General features: G+C 38.9%; 14 protein-coding genes. All 14 read left to right on the plus strand.

The features are described from left to right. Positions 1-749: 749 nt before the first annotated feature. A complete protein-coding gene (gene uvrB, locus D1839_RS09035; RefSeq protein ID WP_120379575.1) occupies positions 750-2732 on the plus strand; it encodes an excinuclease ABC subunit UvrB in 1983 nt (660 codons plus the stop codon). Positions 2733-2736: 4 nt separating this feature from the next. Continuing rightward, a complete protein-coding gene (uvrA, locus tag D1839_RS09040; protein ID WP_120379576.1) occupies positions 2737-5613 on the plus strand; it encodes an excinuclease ABC subunit UvrA in 2877 nt (958 codons plus the stop codon). A gap of 398 nt (positions 5614-6011) precedes the next feature. Beyond that, entirely contained in the window at positions 6012-6365 is a 354-nt protein-coding gene (locus D1839_RS09045; protein WP_120379577.1) for a YojF family protein, read from the plus strand. Between the two features lie 24 nt (positions 6366-6389). Further along, positions 6390-7058 carry a bacillithiol biosynthesis deacetylase BshB2 gene (gene bshB2, locus D1839_RS09050; protein WP_120379578.1) on the plus strand — a complete coding sequence of 223 codons (669 nt, stop codon included), beginning with the start codon at positions 6390-6392 and terminating at the stop codon, positions 7056-7058. Between the two features lie 52 nt (positions 7059-7110). Further along, on the plus strand, positions 7111-7305 hold the full coding sequence (locus tag D1839_RS09055; protein ID WP_120379579.1) for a PspC domain-containing protein: 195 nt from the start codon (positions 7111-7113) through the stop codon (positions 7303-7305). A gap of 2 nt (positions 7306-7307) precedes the next feature. Continuing rightward, positions 7308-7661, plus strand: coding sequence for a phage holin family protein (locus tag D1839_RS09060; protein WP_286164762.1), 354 nt, complete (start codon positions 7308-7310; stop codon positions 7659-7661). A gap of 174 nt (positions 7662-7835) precedes the next feature. Beyond that, positions 7836-7982 (plus strand): hypothetical protein, encoded by a 147-nt coding sequence (locus D1839_RS09065; protein WP_158589631.1) that lies wholly within the window; start codon positions 7836-7838, stop codon positions 7980-7982. A gap of 49 nt (positions 7983-8031) precedes the next feature. Continuing rightward, on the plus strand, positions 8032-8967 hold the full coding sequence (gene hprK / locus D1839_RS09070) for an HPr(Ser) kinase/phosphatase (protein WP_120379581.1): 936 nt from the start codon (positions 8032-8034) through the stop codon (positions 8965-8967). 11 nt (positions 8968-8978) lie between these two features. Continuing rightward, entirely contained in the window at positions 8979-9863 is an 885-nt protein-coding gene (gene lgt / locus D1839_RS09075) for a prolipoprotein diacylglyceryl transferase (RefSeq protein WP_120379582.1), read from the plus strand. A 345-nt stretch (positions 9864-10208) separates the two neighbouring features. Beyond that, entirely contained in the window at positions 10209-11171 is a 963-nt protein-coding gene (locus D1839_RS09080; RefSeq protein ID WP_120379583.1) for a nucleoside recognition domain-containing protein, read from the plus strand. Next, positions 11146-11781, plus strand: coding sequence for a pyrophosphatase PpaX (ppaX, locus tag D1839_RS09085; protein ID WP_120379584.1), 636 nt, complete (start codon positions 11146-11148; stop codon positions 11779-11781). Before D1839_RS09080 ends, ppaX begins: the two co-directional genes overlap by 26 nt. Before the next feature lie 3 nt (positions 11782-11784). Then, positions 11785-12306, plus strand: coding sequence for an acyltransferase (locus D1839_RS09090; RefSeq protein WP_120379585.1), 522 nt, complete (start codon positions 11785-11787; stop codon positions 12304-12306). Continuing rightward, positions 12303-12851, plus strand: coding sequence for a glycerol-3-phosphate responsive antiterminator (locus D1839_RS09095; RefSeq protein ID WP_286164761.1), 549 nt, complete (start codon positions 12303-12305; stop codon positions 12849-12851). The genes D1839_RS09090 and D1839_RS09095 overlap by 4 nt, the downstream gene beginning before the upstream one ends. 267 nt (positions 12852-13118) lie before the next feature. After that, entirely contained in the window at positions 13119-14789 is a 1671-nt protein-coding gene (locus D1839_RS09100; RefSeq protein ID WP_120379586.1) for a glycerol-3-phosphate dehydrogenase/oxidase, read from the plus strand. Positions 14790-14819 lie beyond the last annotated feature (30 nt).

Below are 14819 nucleotides of genomic sequence, written 5' to 3' on the forward strand. Positions count from 1 at the left end.
ACGAATCGGATCTACGATAAGTCATCATTGGTTTGTGCCTCACCATGATTCCTAAAACCTTCGTTTATTTGTTCCATTCGCTTTCGTTTCTAAACGGACGCTTGCGTCTTTGCTATGAAGACGGATAAGGCTGTTGATTCATTTGAAAGATAAACATTTTCCAACAGCTACTCCAAGCAGGATATGATTTTAATAAAATAATTAGGTAGACAATGGAGTAAAGCTAACTCTTTTCTGGACATAAATAACCATTGCTTTATCTTCTTATGAAAAAATTCAAACGAGGGCATGGGCTGAAGCATACTTGAAAACTTAAAAATTAATCAATGTTAGGTAAAAGCAAGCACGCAGCGCGAAACCTATTTGTGCTGCCTATTTTAGTGGGAAAATGTATGAGAGCATTGCTTTCGTTAACTTAGCATACGTATTTTACATTTGTGAATAAGGATACAAATTTTTAATAAGCCTTCATCAGAGAAGAAGGTATTGGTAATAATTGGGGATTGTTACTGATGCTTTTGACATTACTGATTGGAAATAATACAAAAACGTGAGTAAAATGAGTAGATAGGATGCTCCCTTTATCAAGTTGTAAGGGATTTATACAACGAAGGAAAGGGAATGACTGTAAAGACTAGTGATTCTATACGTTTAAAATAAACATCGAATATCTGTTCGTTTTTCTGTTAACATAAATAGGATTTATGATAGAATAAGTATTAGTTAGTGACGGATCGGAGGAGAAGCTAGTGGAAAATAGATTTGAGCTAGTTGCCAACTATGAACCAAAGGGCGATCAGCCCCATGCGATCAGAGAAATTGTAGAGCGAGTAAAGGCGGGACAGAGACACCAAACGTTGCTAGGTGCAACTGGTACAGGGAAAACTTTTACGATGTCCAATGTAATTAAAGAGATAAACCGGCCAACGTTAGTAATTGCACATAATAAAACATTAGCCGGTCAATTATATAGCGAGTTTAAGGAATTCTTTCCAAATAATGCGATAGAGTATTTTGTTAGTTATTATGATTACTATCAACCTGAAGCATATGTGCCGTCTACAGATACGTTTATCGAAAAGGATGCGAGCATTAATGATGAGATTGATAAACTAAGGCACTCAGCTACATCTGCACTATTCGAACGACGGGATGTTTTAATTGTAGCAAGTGTGTCGTGTATTTATGGTTTAGGTTCACCAGAAGAATATAAAAGTCAAGTACTTTCTATTCGAACAGGAATGGAAAAGGATCGCGACCAATTGCTGCGCGAACTAGTGGACATTCAATATGCCCGGAATGATATCAATTTCCAACGTGGTACCTTCCGTGTTCGCGGGGATTCCGTGGAAATTATACCAGCTTCTAAAGAAGAACACTGTATTCGGGTCGAATTTTTCGGGGATGAAGTCGATCGAATTCGTGAGGTGGATGCTCTAACCGGTGAGATTATTGGCGATAGAGAACATATTGCTATATTTCCGGCATCTCACTTCGTAACCCGAGAAGAAAAATTAAAGCTGGCAATTAAAAATATTGAAAAAGAATTAGAAGAGCGCTTAAAAGAGTTACGTGACCAAGGCAAGTTGTTGGAAGCACAGCGTTTAGAGCAGCGAACAAAATATGACCTAGAAATGATGCATGAAATGGGGTTTTGCTCTGGAATCGAGAATTATTCGCGTCATCTTACTTTACGAGAAGCAGGGGCAACACCATATACATTACTTGATTTTTTCCCAGATGACTTTTTAGTAATGATTGATGAGTCCCATGTCACATTACCGCAAATTCGCGGTATGTTTAATGGAGACCAGGCTCGGAAACAAGTACTTGTAGATCATGGTTTTAGATTGCCATCCGCATTAGATAACCGCCCGCTTCGTTTTGAAGAATTTGAAAAAGCAACCAACCAACTCGTATATGTTTCAGCAACTCCGGGTCCTTATGAGCAGGAGCATTCTCCAACAATGACGGAACAAATTATTCGCCCAACCGGCTTATTAGATCCAGAGGTGGAAGTACGACCAATTGAGGGACAAATTGATGATTTAATTGGAGAAATCCATATACGTTCGGAGAAAAATGAACGTGTACTTGTTACAACATTAACGAAAAAAATGTCCGAAGACTTAACAGATTATTTAAAAGAGCTTGGTATAAAAGTTGCTTACTTACATTCAGAAATTAAAACATTGGAACGAATCGAATTGATTCGTGATTTACGTGTTGGTAAATATGATGTTCTAATTGGCATAAACTTATTGCGTGAAGGACTTGATATTCCTGAAGTGTCACTAGTTGCTATATTAGACGCGGATAAAGAAGGCTTTTTACGATCGGAGCGATCGCTTATTCAGACAATGGGACGTGCTGCGCGTAATGAAAATGGGATGGTTATTATGTACGCAGATAAGATGACCAACTCGATGCAGGTTGCAATTGATGAGACGTATCGCAGACGGGAAAAACAGATAGCCTATAATGAAAAATATGGCATTACACCTACGACGATTAAGAAAGAAGTACGAGATGTCATACGGGCAACTGTTGCAGCTGAGGATCAAGTAACATATGAAAGTAAAACGAAAAGCGTTAGCAAGCTAGCAAAACAAGATAAAGAAAAAGTCATTGCCAATATGGAAAAAGAAATGAAGGAGGCTGCGAAAGCATTAGATTTTGAAAAAGCAGCTGAGCTTCGAGATATAATACTTGAACTGAAAGCAGGAAGGTGATCAAATGCCTAGTAAATATATTACGATTCAAGGGGCTAGGGCTCATAATTTAAAAAACATTGACGTAAACGTACCAAAGAACAAGCTAGTCGTCCTCACTGGACTGTCTGGTTCAGGAAAGTCGTCGCTCGCTTTCGATACGATTTATGCAGAAGGACAAAGGCGGTATGTAGAATCTTTATCGGCTTACGCAAGACAATTTTTAGGACAAATGGATAAACCGGATGTAGATGCTATTGAAGGTCTTTCACCAGCGATATCTATTGACCAAAAGACAACGAGTAAAAACCCACGCTCAACAGTTGGAACAGTTACGGAAATATATGATTACTTGCGATTATTATTTGCGCGTATTGGACACCCAACCTGCCCGAAGCATGGGGTGGAAATTACTTCACAAACAGTAGAGCAGATGGTAGATCGAATTATGGAGTATCCGGAGCGGACGAAAATGCAAATTTTAGCTCCGGTAGTTTCAGGGAGAAAAGGCGAGCATGTCAAGGTGTTTGAAAAATTAAAGCAAGAGGGCTACGTTCGGATTCGCGTAGATAAAGAAATGCGTGAAGTTACCGAAGAGATTAAGCTAGAGAAAAATAAGAAGCACTCCATCGAGGTCGTTATCGATCGGATTGTCGTGAAGGGAGGGATCGAGGCACGATTAAGTGATTCTATTGAAACAGCTCTAGCTTTAGGAGAAGGGAAAATTATGGTAGATGTCATTGGACAAGAAGAAATTACATTTAGTGAAAAGCACGCTTGTCCAATTTGCGGGTTTTCCATTGACGAATTAGAGCCACGCCTCTTTTCCTTTAATAGTCCATATGGTGCGTGTCCAACGTGTGATGGATTAGGTACAAACTTGGAAGTTGATTTAGACCTAGTCATCCCCAATTGGGATAAATCATTAAATGAGCATGCACTTGCGCCTTGGGAACCGATCAGTTCGCAATATTATCCGCAGTTGCTGAAAAGTGTTTGTGATCATTATGATATCGATATGGATATACCTGTGAAGGATATACCGAAAGAGAAAATGGATAAAATTTTATATGGTAGCGGGAAAGAGAAAATTCATTTCCACTATGTAAATGACTTTGGGAATGTACGTGATAATCATATTATGTTCGAAGGGGTCGTGCATAATGTAGCAAGGCGTTACAAAGAAACGAGTTCTGATTTCATTCGTGAAAATTTAGAAAAATATATGGCGCAAAAGAACTGTCCTACATGTAAAGGATACCGTCTGAAAGAAGAAGCATTAGCAGTTCGAATTAATGACAAACATATTAGTGAAGTGACTGATTTTTCCATTGTAGAAGCGCAAAGCTTTTTCCAATCCTTAGACTTATCTGAAAAAGAAATACAAATTGCCAAAATGATTTTAAAAGAGATATCTAATCGGCTGGAGTTTTTGAATAATGTGGGCTTGGACTACTTAACATTGTCGCGATCAGCAGGTACCCTCTCTGGTGGAGAAGCCCAGCGTATACGCTTGGCGACACAAATTGGATCAGCATTAACAGGAGTTCTTTACGTGCTCGATGAACCTTCTATTGGTCTCCATCAACGTGATAATGACAGATTAATTGGAACGCTGCAACGTATGCGCGATCTCGATAATACACTTATTGTGGTGGAACATGATGAGGATACGATGCTGGCTGCTGATTGGCTGATTGACATTGGACCAGGTGCCGGAGAGCATGGGGGGGAAATTGTCGCGAGTGATACACCAGAAAAGGTCATGGATAATGAACAGTCATTAACAGGGCAATATCTGTCTGGTAAGAAATTTATCCCTTTACCTGCAAAAAGAAGGAAGAAAGACAAGCCTGTCATCGAAGTGGTAGGGGCTGAGGAAAATAATTTACAGAAGGTTTCTGCCAAATTTCCAATTGGGTTGATGACCGTCGTTACCGGAGTATCTGGCTCGGGAAAAAGTACGTTAGTTAACGAAATATTATATAAGGCATTGGCCAAAGAGCTGTATACCGGAAAGCATAAACCTGGAAAACATAAACAAGTAAACGGGATAGAGCATATTGAAAAGGTCATTGATATAGATCAATCACCTATTGGTAGAACACCACGGTCAAATCCTGCCACATATACAGGAGTATTTGACGATATTCGGGAAGTTTTTGCACAAACCAATGAAGCGAAAGTTCGGGGATATAAGAAAGGTCGATTTAGTTTTAACGTGAAAGGTGGTCGTTGTGAGGCTTGTCGTGGTGATGGCATTATCAAGATAGAAATGCATTTCCTTCCAGATGTCTATGTTCCATGCGAAGTTTGCCATGGTAGCAGGTATAATCGGGAAACGTTGGAGGTAAAGTATAAAGGAAAGAATATTTCTGAAGTACTCGGTTTAACCATCGAGGAGGCACTGGAATTCTTCGCTAATATACCGAAAATAAAGCGAAAGCTACAAACCATTTTTGACGTCGGACTTGGCTATATCAAGCTCGGCCAGCCAGCAACAACTCTATCTGGAGGAGAAGCACAGCGTGTGAAGCTGGCAAGTGAATTACACCGACGCTCCAATGGTAAATCTTTTTACATTTTAGATGAACCAACGACAGGGCTACATGTGGATGATATTAGTCGTTTATTAAATGTATTACAGCGATTGGTTGATAACGGCGATACGGTGTTAATTATTGAGCATAATTTAGATGTGATTAAAACAGCCGATCATATTATCGATCTTGGTCCTGAAGGCGGTGCAGGAGGTGGCAAAATTATAGCTACAGGCACGCCGGAACAAATTGCTAAAAAAGAGAATTCCTATACAGGAAAATATTTAAAAAATGTTTTAGACCGGGATAGGCAACGGATGGAAGCTTCCATAAAAAGAAAAGAGCAACTAACCACAAAGTAATATAATATTTTAAAGTAAGTAAAGCGTGTTAAAAGTATAGGAATTTTTCCTATGCTTGAAACACGCTTATTGATTTACAAAAGCTGTTTCTTCGTTTCTATATGGAATGCAGTGATGTCCTTTTTGGGGAATTCGATAACCAATAACCCCCTACTGAAAGTCACGTTTTGTATTAGAGGAAATGGTGGCACTTTACTTCTAGAATGTGAAATGTATTCCACTTTGGGTTTAGAAACGTTCCATTTTTTAAAAATCAGTTTTACTAAACCGGCATAAAAGCAAAATCATCAAGGTGAAAATAGATTTAAACATTCGACCGAAGCGGCATATGTTTATGTTTTGACCATTTCTGTTTCATTCGATAAGCTAAAAGGAGCAGAAAACGGGGAGGAACCACAATGAAACCAATTCAAATCGAACTAGTACAACAGTGGTTGGATAAATTTACAAATCAAACAGTTTATATTCATGTAGAAACGACCAATGGTGCATATGCTAGTCATTTAGACGAAAAAGCTTATAATGTAGGCGCATATGTTAGAAATGTGCAAATCACTTATAATCAGGCTAAAATTGTAGGAGAAGGAAACGCTTATCGGATCGGCTTAAAAACAAGCAATGGCTGGATTTATGCAGAAGGACTAACAGACTGGACGATCCATGAAGGGTCGAAAATCCTACTTGCTGGACATGATCGTGAAGGGCGATTAATGGTAGCATTGCAAATTAGTGAAACGCCATTTGACTATTAATTTTGATGAAACAGGTGATAAAAAATGGAAAAACATGTTGTTGTGATTTTACCACATCCAGATGACGAATCGTTTGGCGCTGCTGGTACCATTGCAGAGTTCCGTAGTCAGGGGATTCCAGTGACTTATTTATGTGGAACGCTTGGTGAAATGGGCAGAAATATGGGCAATCCGCCATTTGCCAATCGAGAAACTTTACCAGAGATTCGTAAGCAAGAATTAAAAAATGCATGTGACGTGTTAGACATGGATTTACAAATGCTAGGTTATCGAGATAAAACGATTGAATTTGAAGACCGTACAGAAGTAGCTAACCATTTGCAGCGTATCTTAGAAGACGTTAAGCCAAGTCTAGTTATTACGCATTATCCTGGTTACGCCGTACATCCAGATCATAATGCACTTGGAGCAGCTGCTATTCAAGCTGTGGAGCAGATGGAAGAAGATCACCGTCCTGTTGTTTGGGCACAGGCGTTTGCCAGAGGCTTTCAAGAAAAGTTAGGCAATCCAGATGTCATCAATGATGTAGAGGCGTATTTTGAAACAAAAATGGAGGCAATCTTATGTCACCAATCGCAAGCAGGTGGCATTATCGGTAAATTAAAGGACTATAAGGAATTAGGTGCAGAAGTTTTACAAGAAGCGAAAACACGATTTGGAAAAGAAGTATTTTTTATTTGGAAGTTTCAGTAATCTAGTTTGAGACGAGAACGCGACCTATCTTAAATGAATGGAGGCATTGTTGATGAAAAGGTTATACCGTTCAGAAACTAATACGATGGTAGCAGGAGTATTAGGTGGATTAGGAGAATATTTTCGTATGGACCCCACTATTTTAAGACTCTTATTTGTTGTTGTATTGTTTATGAGTTTTTTTACGGTAGCTGTTATTTATCTAGTTGCAGCGGTCATTATTCCAGCTGAAGGGGAGATCCGTTAATTATGATGAGATGGCTTTTATCTATTGTTTTGAACGCCGTGGCGCTTATCGTCGTTGCTCAATTATTTACTTCTTTTCATTTAGAAGGATTTGGCACAGCAGTTTTGGCGAGCTTTATTCTATCGATTTTAAACATTCTTGTAAAGCCCATATTAGTTATCTTAACTTTACCTATTACAGTGCTTACTTTAGGGCTCTTTTTATTTATCATTAATGCGATTACTCTTATGATGACACAAGCAGTAATGGGCAGCTCCTTTGATATCGATGGCTTCGGCACAGCAGTTTTGGCTGCGATTATTATTTCTTTTATTAATCTGTTATTAAATCGGTTAGTGCAAGATTCTTTGAGATAAAGAGAGGGGGAATCGTCTTTTAAAATAGGATAGCAGAAAGTATACAAAATCTTTTGGCTTAGAGAGATGTTTTTTTAAAAAGATAAGCAAGTATCAAATGAAGAGCTTGGGGATAACGAAATTTAATGGATCGTAGGCATATTTGTCTACGATTTTTACACGGGATGTGCTACAATGAAGAAAACTTTTGCTTCATTAAATTCCATGGAAGCATTGTTTTCCATTACATATGCAAAGGGTAAGCATTATAATGGATGTACGTTACTAAATGTCATTATGTTTTGTACCATACAGCAAATGTATAAGCTATATAAAATGTAGTTGCTTACTTATAGCAGGTTGCCGTTTAGCACAAGGAGGATAATGAACAATGTCAACAGTTCGCACAAAAGATTTACTCGAAAATTTTAATCTAACACTAATGGCAGGAAAAGATGGCTTAAATAGAGAAATTACAACTGGAGATATTTCTCGACCAGGCATTGAAATGACGGGTTATTTCAAATATTATCCTAAAGAAAGACTTCAACTAATAGGAAGAACAGAAATGGCTTATTTTTTGGAACTCAGTGATGAGGAAAAAGCCAGTCGGGTGGATCAACTATGTACAGATGTAACTCCGGGGATAGTAGTTACAAGAAATATGGAAATTCCTCAAGTTATGATCGATGCCGCTAATGAATCAGGTGTTCCTATTTTGCATTCTAAACAAAAAACAACGCGAGTCATTAGTAGATTGACCAATTTTTTAGAAGCTAAATTTGCTCCATTTACTGCTATACATGGAGTTCTCGTTGACGTTTATGGAGTCGGTGTGCTTATCATGGGGCAAAGTGGAGTAGGGAAAAGTGAAACAGCCTTAGAACTCGTAAAGCGGGGGCATCGGCTCGTTGCTGATGATAGTGTAGAAATTCGCCAAGAAGATTATGATAGCTTAATTGGGAATTCGCCTCCATTGATTGAGCATCTGCTGGAAATACGGGGGCTAGGAATTATTAATGTAATGACATTGTTTGGAGCAGGATCTGTACGAAACTATAAAAAGATTTCCCTCATTATCAATTTGGAGAATTGGGATCAACATAAGCAGTATGATCGTCTTGGCTTGGATGAAGACAAAATGAAAATTATGGATGTGGAATTACCGAAAGCGACGATTCCTGTTCGACCAGGACGAAATCTAGCTGTCATTATTGAAGTTGCAGCAATGAATTTTCGTCTGAAACGGATGGGAGTCAATGCGGCAGAAGAGTTTTCGGAGCGATTAACAAGTATGATTGATCAAGAGACGGATCATCACTTGTAAGGAGGAAAAATATGAGCTGTTCAGCAGAACCTCTAGACAGAGTATTTTTACAAATAGGATCCTTCCCTATTTATTGGTATGGCGTTATTATTGCTACTGGATCTTTTTTAGGTCTTCTATTAGCAAACCGTGAAGTAAATCGACTTGGGATGAAGAAAGATATTATGGTTGATTTAGTGGTTTTTGCAATTCCAATTGCCATTATTTCAGCGAGAATTTATTATGTCATTTTTGAATGGGAACAGTATGCAGGTAGAAGCTGGACAGATATAGTTGCCATTTGGGAAGGCGGAATCGCAATTCATGGCGCCCTAATTGGATCTGTTTTAACAGCTATTGTCTATGCTCGTGTGAAAAATGAATCGTTTTGGCAATTAGCAGATATTGCTGCTCCGAGCCTTATTTTAGCACAAGCAATAGGGCGCTGGGGTAACTTTATGAATCAAGAGGCACATGGAGAACCTATTTCTTCAGCTACATACGAAAGTTTCCATCAATATTTACCTGATTTTATTATGAATCAAATGTGTATTAATGGAGTTATGTATCATCCAACCTTTCTATATGAGTCGGTTTGGAATATCCTCGTCTTTGCATTACTACTGCTGTTAAGGAGATTGAACCCTCTTCGTGGTGAAATTTTCTTAAGCTATGCGATCATGTATTCCATCGGACGTTTCTTCATTGAAGGTATGCGTACAGACAGTCTGTATGTTTTCGGTGACCTGCGTCAGGCACAAGTTATTTCGATTGTGATTATACTAGTTGCGCTTATTTTAATTATTTATCGTCGTAGAGCGTCCCAAGTCCATTATTTGGATATTATGAAAGAACAATCGCACACAAAGAAAGCAAAATCTGCGGGGGCTAAAAACAAGAAGAAGAAAAAGAAATAAGATTGACGTAACTGTTGTTCCTCATGTAATCTGCCTGAATATTCCCTCTTCAAAACGGAAAGGTGATATAAAGCACTTGAAGGTATGATTAATTTCTGCAAGATATCGAAAGCGGGAAGGAGCGACAATAGAAAAAGTGTTTTCTCATTTTTAAGGGCGCTTAAAATGTTAGTCACTTTTTTCCATGGGGTTGGAGAAAATTTCATAAGTTGAGCCACGCGTTCATACTTCTAGAAAAAGGTCGTTACAGATAGAATTTTTGTGAAATATATGTAGCAATAAGATATACGGGGAGTGTGTATTATCGGGGTACATTCGAATAAATGCTAGAGGAGAGAAGGTATAATGAAAGGAACCGTACAACGAGGGCTCAAGCAAGGGCTTTTAACGACTTGGACATTGGGGAAGGTTATCTTTCCGATTACGTTAATGGTAACTATCTTACAATTCACACCAATACTTCCTTGGGCCATGGGAAAATTAACCCCATTAATGGGATTGTTCGGCTTGTCCGGAGAAGCAGCCGTTCCGTTGGTGTTAGGAAATGCTTTAAATTTATATGCAGGTATAGCGGCAATTGTTTCTTTTGAATTTACGGTAAAAGAAGTCTTTATCATGGCGATTATGCTATCATTTTCACATAATTTGTTTATTGAATCAGCAGTTGCTTCCAGAGTTGGCGTAAGCTGGTGGTTTATTTCTGGAATTCGAGTCGCTCTAGCGCTAATTGCAGGAACGGTGATTAATCTAGTTTGGAATGGCGGAGCGGAACAAGCGGTATATGGATTTATTTCCAATTCTGATCCCGCTTTAAATGGGTGGATAGAAATCGCTGCGCATGGATTGCAAACAGCTGCCATTGCTATACTTCAATTGGCATTTATTGTCATACCTCTGATGGTTATCATGCAATTTTTACGGGAAATGGGCTGGCTGACAAAGCTTTCCAAAGGATTTGCTCCATTTACACGAGCTCTAGGTATGAAGGAAAATACTTCCATGACGATGGTTGCCGGGTTAACCATTGGTTTAGCTTATGGAGCTGGTGTTATGATCCAAGCTGTAAAAGAAGATGGGGTGGAGAAGAAGGACATGATGCTCGCACTTATCTTTCTTGTCTCTTGTCATGCGGTGGTAGAAGATACATTGGTATTTATTCCACTTGGGATCCCAGTTTGGCCATTATTAATTATTCGCTTAGTTACAGCTATCGTATTAACGATGATCATAGCATTTATTTGGAATAAACTAGAGAAGGAAAAAAGAAAGGAACCAGCAACAAATGAGCATTCGTACAATACTTTTTGATTTGGATGGAACATTGATTGATACAAACGAGTTAATTATTGCTTCGTTTTTTCATACATTTGGACAATTTGAATATCAGTTTACTCGAGAAGAAATAATTGAATTTAATGGACCGCCTTTGTTGGATACGTTTAAGGCAATTGATGCAAAAAAAGCAGAAAATATGGTGAAAACGTATCGGACCCATAATATGAAGGAACATGATAACTATGTAAAGGTTTTTCCTTTTGTAGAAGAAACATTGGAACAGTTAAAGCAAAACGGTCTGAAACTTGGGGTCGTTACAACTAAAATGCGTCAAGGCGTGAAAAAGGGACTGGCAACAACTAAGTTAGAGTCATATTTTGATACTGTTATTACGTTGGATGATGTGAAACATCCAAAGCCACACGCAGAACCAGTAATGAAAGCAATGGGTAATTTAGCGGCTGATGCGGCTACGACATTAATGGTAGGTGACAATTCCCATGACCTGGAGGCAGGGAAAAACGCCGGCGTGCAAACTGCTGGCGTAGCATGGTCTTTTAAAGGGAAAGAGCGATTGCTGCAATATAAGCCTACGTACATGCTGGAGGATATGCGTGATCTTTTAACCATTACAGGAGTGTAACCCATGCGAAGAACCAAGCGTTATCCTGTGCAACATACCAATTCTTTATGGCAAATTTATAAAACCGTTTCGTTTTGGAAAGTTGTTCGTAATTTTATTGTTATCCAAATGGCTAGGTATACCCCATTTTTACCCGTTAAAAATTGGCTTTATCGTCACTGCCTAGCGATGAAAATTGGTAAACACACGGCATTTGCTCTTATGGTTATGCCAGACATTATGTTTCCTGAGAAAATAACAGTAGGGGAAAATTGTGTCATCGGTTTTAATACGACGATTCTAGCTCATGAATACTTAATTACAGAATATCGGATCGGTGAGGTTACTATTGGTGATGAAGTGATGGTTGGAGCAAATACAACCATTCTACCTGGGGTTCATATTGGAAATGGAGCCATTATATCAGCTGGTACGTTGATCCATAAAGATGTGCCTGAAGGAGCATTTGTTGGTGGGAATCCGATGCGAATCATCCATACAAAGGAAGAGAGGAATGACCAAACGAAACAGGACGAAAGCAGGTGAGCGATTTGCAAGTGCCAACTGGTATATTACCAGCCATACGCAAGATGAAGGACTTTGATAAAGCTTTAGAAACAGGATATCCGACGATTGTCATTTTAGAAACACGCTTATCGCAGATCAAGAGTCTCGTTTCATACACAAAAAAATCAAACAAGAATATTTTAATTCATTTTGATCTAATCCAAGGTTTGAAGTCAGATGATTACGGGATGGAATACGTGCTTCGGGAAATTAAACCGGATGGGATTCTATCCACAAGAGCAAATGTAATTCGTATGGCTAAAAAGCATGGCTTGCTCGCTATCCAACGTATGTTTTTATTGGATAGTTTAGCATTAGAACAAAACTTGAAATTGATTGAAAATGCGCAGCCAGATTGCATTGAAGTATTACCAGGGTTAATGCCGGCAATGATTCAATATATTAATGAGCAAACAAATCTACCGGTTATTGCTGGAGGTCTTATAAAAACGATTGATCAAGTAAGGGAAGCTTTAGAGGCAGGAGCTGTGGCAATTTCGACATCTAATACGGAGCTTTGGTGAGTCTGGATAAACAAAACATTGTCGTTGATCTTGCATGTATGTTATACTAAATGTAAGTTAATAGATGGACGGAGATATGGAGAAGCCGCAAAGCAGCTAATATAGTATATTAGTCTGTTTTGTGGCTTTCTTTTTTACACAAGTGTTTGATAAACATGTCTCTTTGCCATCTGTAGATTATATTTTCGATACAGTTTATACATGAGTATCCTCTAAAAAGGGTATGGATATGTATAAACAATAGTCGACGATGGGGAGTGAATGTTCATGAATATTTTTTCAAGTTTTCAACGTCAGGATAAATTAACAAATATGGAAAAAAAGCAGCTGGATTTATTAGTAATCGGTGGGGGTATTACTGGATCAGGTATTGCTTTGGACGCTGTTATGAGAGGGATGAATATAGGCTTGGTTGAGATGCAGGACTTTGCAGCAGGTACCTCCAGTCGCTCCACCAAACTTGTTCACGGTGGTCTTCGCTACTTAAAGCAAATGGAAGTAAAAATGGTGGCAGAAGTAGGTCGGGAGCGAGCGGTTGTATACGAAAATGGTCCCCATGTAACAACTCCGGAGTGGATGATGCTTCCATTCCATAAAGGTGGGACATTTGGCCCGTTTACCACTAATATTGGCTTGCGTGTATATGATTTATTAGCCGGAGTCAAAAAATCAGAACGGCGAAAAATGTTAAATAAGGAAGAGGCACGGGCAAAAGAGCCGTTAATTAAACAAGATGGCTTAAAAGGTGCAGGTTATTACGTAGAATATAAAACAGACGATGCCCGTCTTACCATTGAAGTACTAAAAAAGGCAGTACAAAAAGGGGTTCATGCAGTAAATTATGCGAAGGTTGTTGATTTTATATACAACGAAAACCAGCAGATAGCGGGTGCTGTAATAGAAGACCAAATTCATGGAAAGCATTATAGAGTGTATGCGAAAAAAATAATTAATGCGGGAGGTCCTTGGGTAGATGAGTTAAGAGAAATAGACGGATCAAAACAAGGAAAAGCACTACATCTCACGAAAGGTGTACATCTTGTGTTTTCGAAAAAAGTCTTTCCATTACAACAGGCAATTTATTTTGATAGCCCGGACGGACGGATGATTTTTGCTATACCACGGGAAAATGTCACATATGTCGGAACAACCGATACGAGCTATAAAGGAGATATCGCAAATCCAACGATGACGGTCGCTGATCGTGATTATATTTTGGATGCGATTCACTATATGTTTCCATCACTAAATATCACAGCAGATCATGTTGAATCAAGCTGGGCTGGTTTACGTCCACTAATTGCGGAAGAAGGCACAGACAATCCGAGTGAAATATCACGGAAGGATGAAATTTTTATCTCTGACTCGGGGCTGATATCGATGGCGGGTGGAAAACTGACAGGTTATCGCAAAATGGCGGAAGAAGCAGTAGATACAGTTGCCAAACGGTTAAAAGAGGAGGAGGGCATTTTATACTCTAAATCAGATACCGTGCACCTGCCAATCTCAGGAGGAGAAGTTGGCGGTTCCAAGGGATTTGCAAAATTTATAGTTCGAAAAACAGATGAAGCAATAGCTGAAGGAATGGATGAAGCAACTGCAAAACGATTGATTCATCGATACGGAGCTAACTTTGATCAAATCTTGGAACTTTATCGAAACAAACAACAGGAAGCAAGTGATAAAGGGATGGATCGCTGTCTATTGGCCGAACTTATATATGCCATGGAGTTCGAGTCCGCATACAAGCCAGTAGATTTCTTCATTAGACGGACAAGTGCGTTGTTTTTTGAAATTGACTGGGTGAGAGCCCATCAAGAGAAAGTGATTGCATATATGGCTAAAGAATTAAAGTGGACAGAGGAGCAAACAGAAGAATATACGAATGAGTTAAACTTGGCGATCGACGAGGCCGTCCATCCACAACCAAATAATTAACCGTTTGAGGACATCTGGTGTATGCTGGAT

The organism is Roseburia sp. 1XD42-34 (genome assembly GCF_009917385.1).
Lineage (GTDB): Bacteria > Bacillota > Bacilli > Bacillales > Amphibacillaceae > Virgibacillus.

Coding starts and splice junctions, on each gene's coding strand:
- uvrA (WP_120379576.1), top strand. CDS start 2,737: ATGCCTAGTAAATATATTACGATTCAAGGGGCTAGGGCTCATAATTTA.
- D1839_RS09045 (WP_120379577.1), top strand. CDS start 6,012: ATGAAACCAATTCAAATCGAACTAGTACAACAGTGGTTGGATAAATTT.
- bshB2 (WP_120379578.1), top strand. CDS start 6,390: ATGGAAAAACATGTTGTTGTGATTTTACCACATCCAGATGACGAATCG.
- D1839_RS09055 (WP_120379579.1), top strand. CDS start 7,111: ATGAAAAGGTTATACCGTTCAGAAACTAATACGATGGTAGCAGGAGTA.
- D1839_RS09060 (WP_286164762.1), top strand. CDS start 7,308: ATGATGAGATGGCTTTTATCTATTGTTTTGAACGCCGTGGCGCTTATC.
- D1839_RS09065 (WP_158589631.1), top strand. CDS start 7,836: ATGAAGAAAACTTTTGCTTCATTAAATTCCATGGAAGCATTGTTTTCC.
- hprK (WP_120379581.1), top strand. CDS start 8,032: ATGTCAACAGTTCGCACAAAAGATTTACTCGAAAATTTTAATCTAACA.
- lgt (WP_120379582.1), top strand. CDS start 8,979: ATGAGCTGTTCAGCAGAACCTCTAGACAGAGTATTTTTACAAATAGGA.
- D1839_RS09080 (WP_120379583.1), top strand. CDS start 10,209: ATGAAAGGAACCGTACAACGAGGGCTCAAGCAAGGGCTTTTAACGACT.
- ppaX (WP_120379584.1), top strand. CDS start 11,146: ATGAGCATTCGTACAATACTTTTTGATTTGGATGGAACATTGATTGAT.
- D1839_RS09090 (WP_120379585.1), top strand. CDS start 11,785: ATGCGAAGAACCAAGCGTTATCCTGTGCAACATACCAATTCTTTATGG.
- D1839_RS09100 (WP_120379586.1), top strand. CDS start 13,119: ATGAATATTTTTTCAAGTTTTCAACGTCAGGATAAATTAACAAATATG.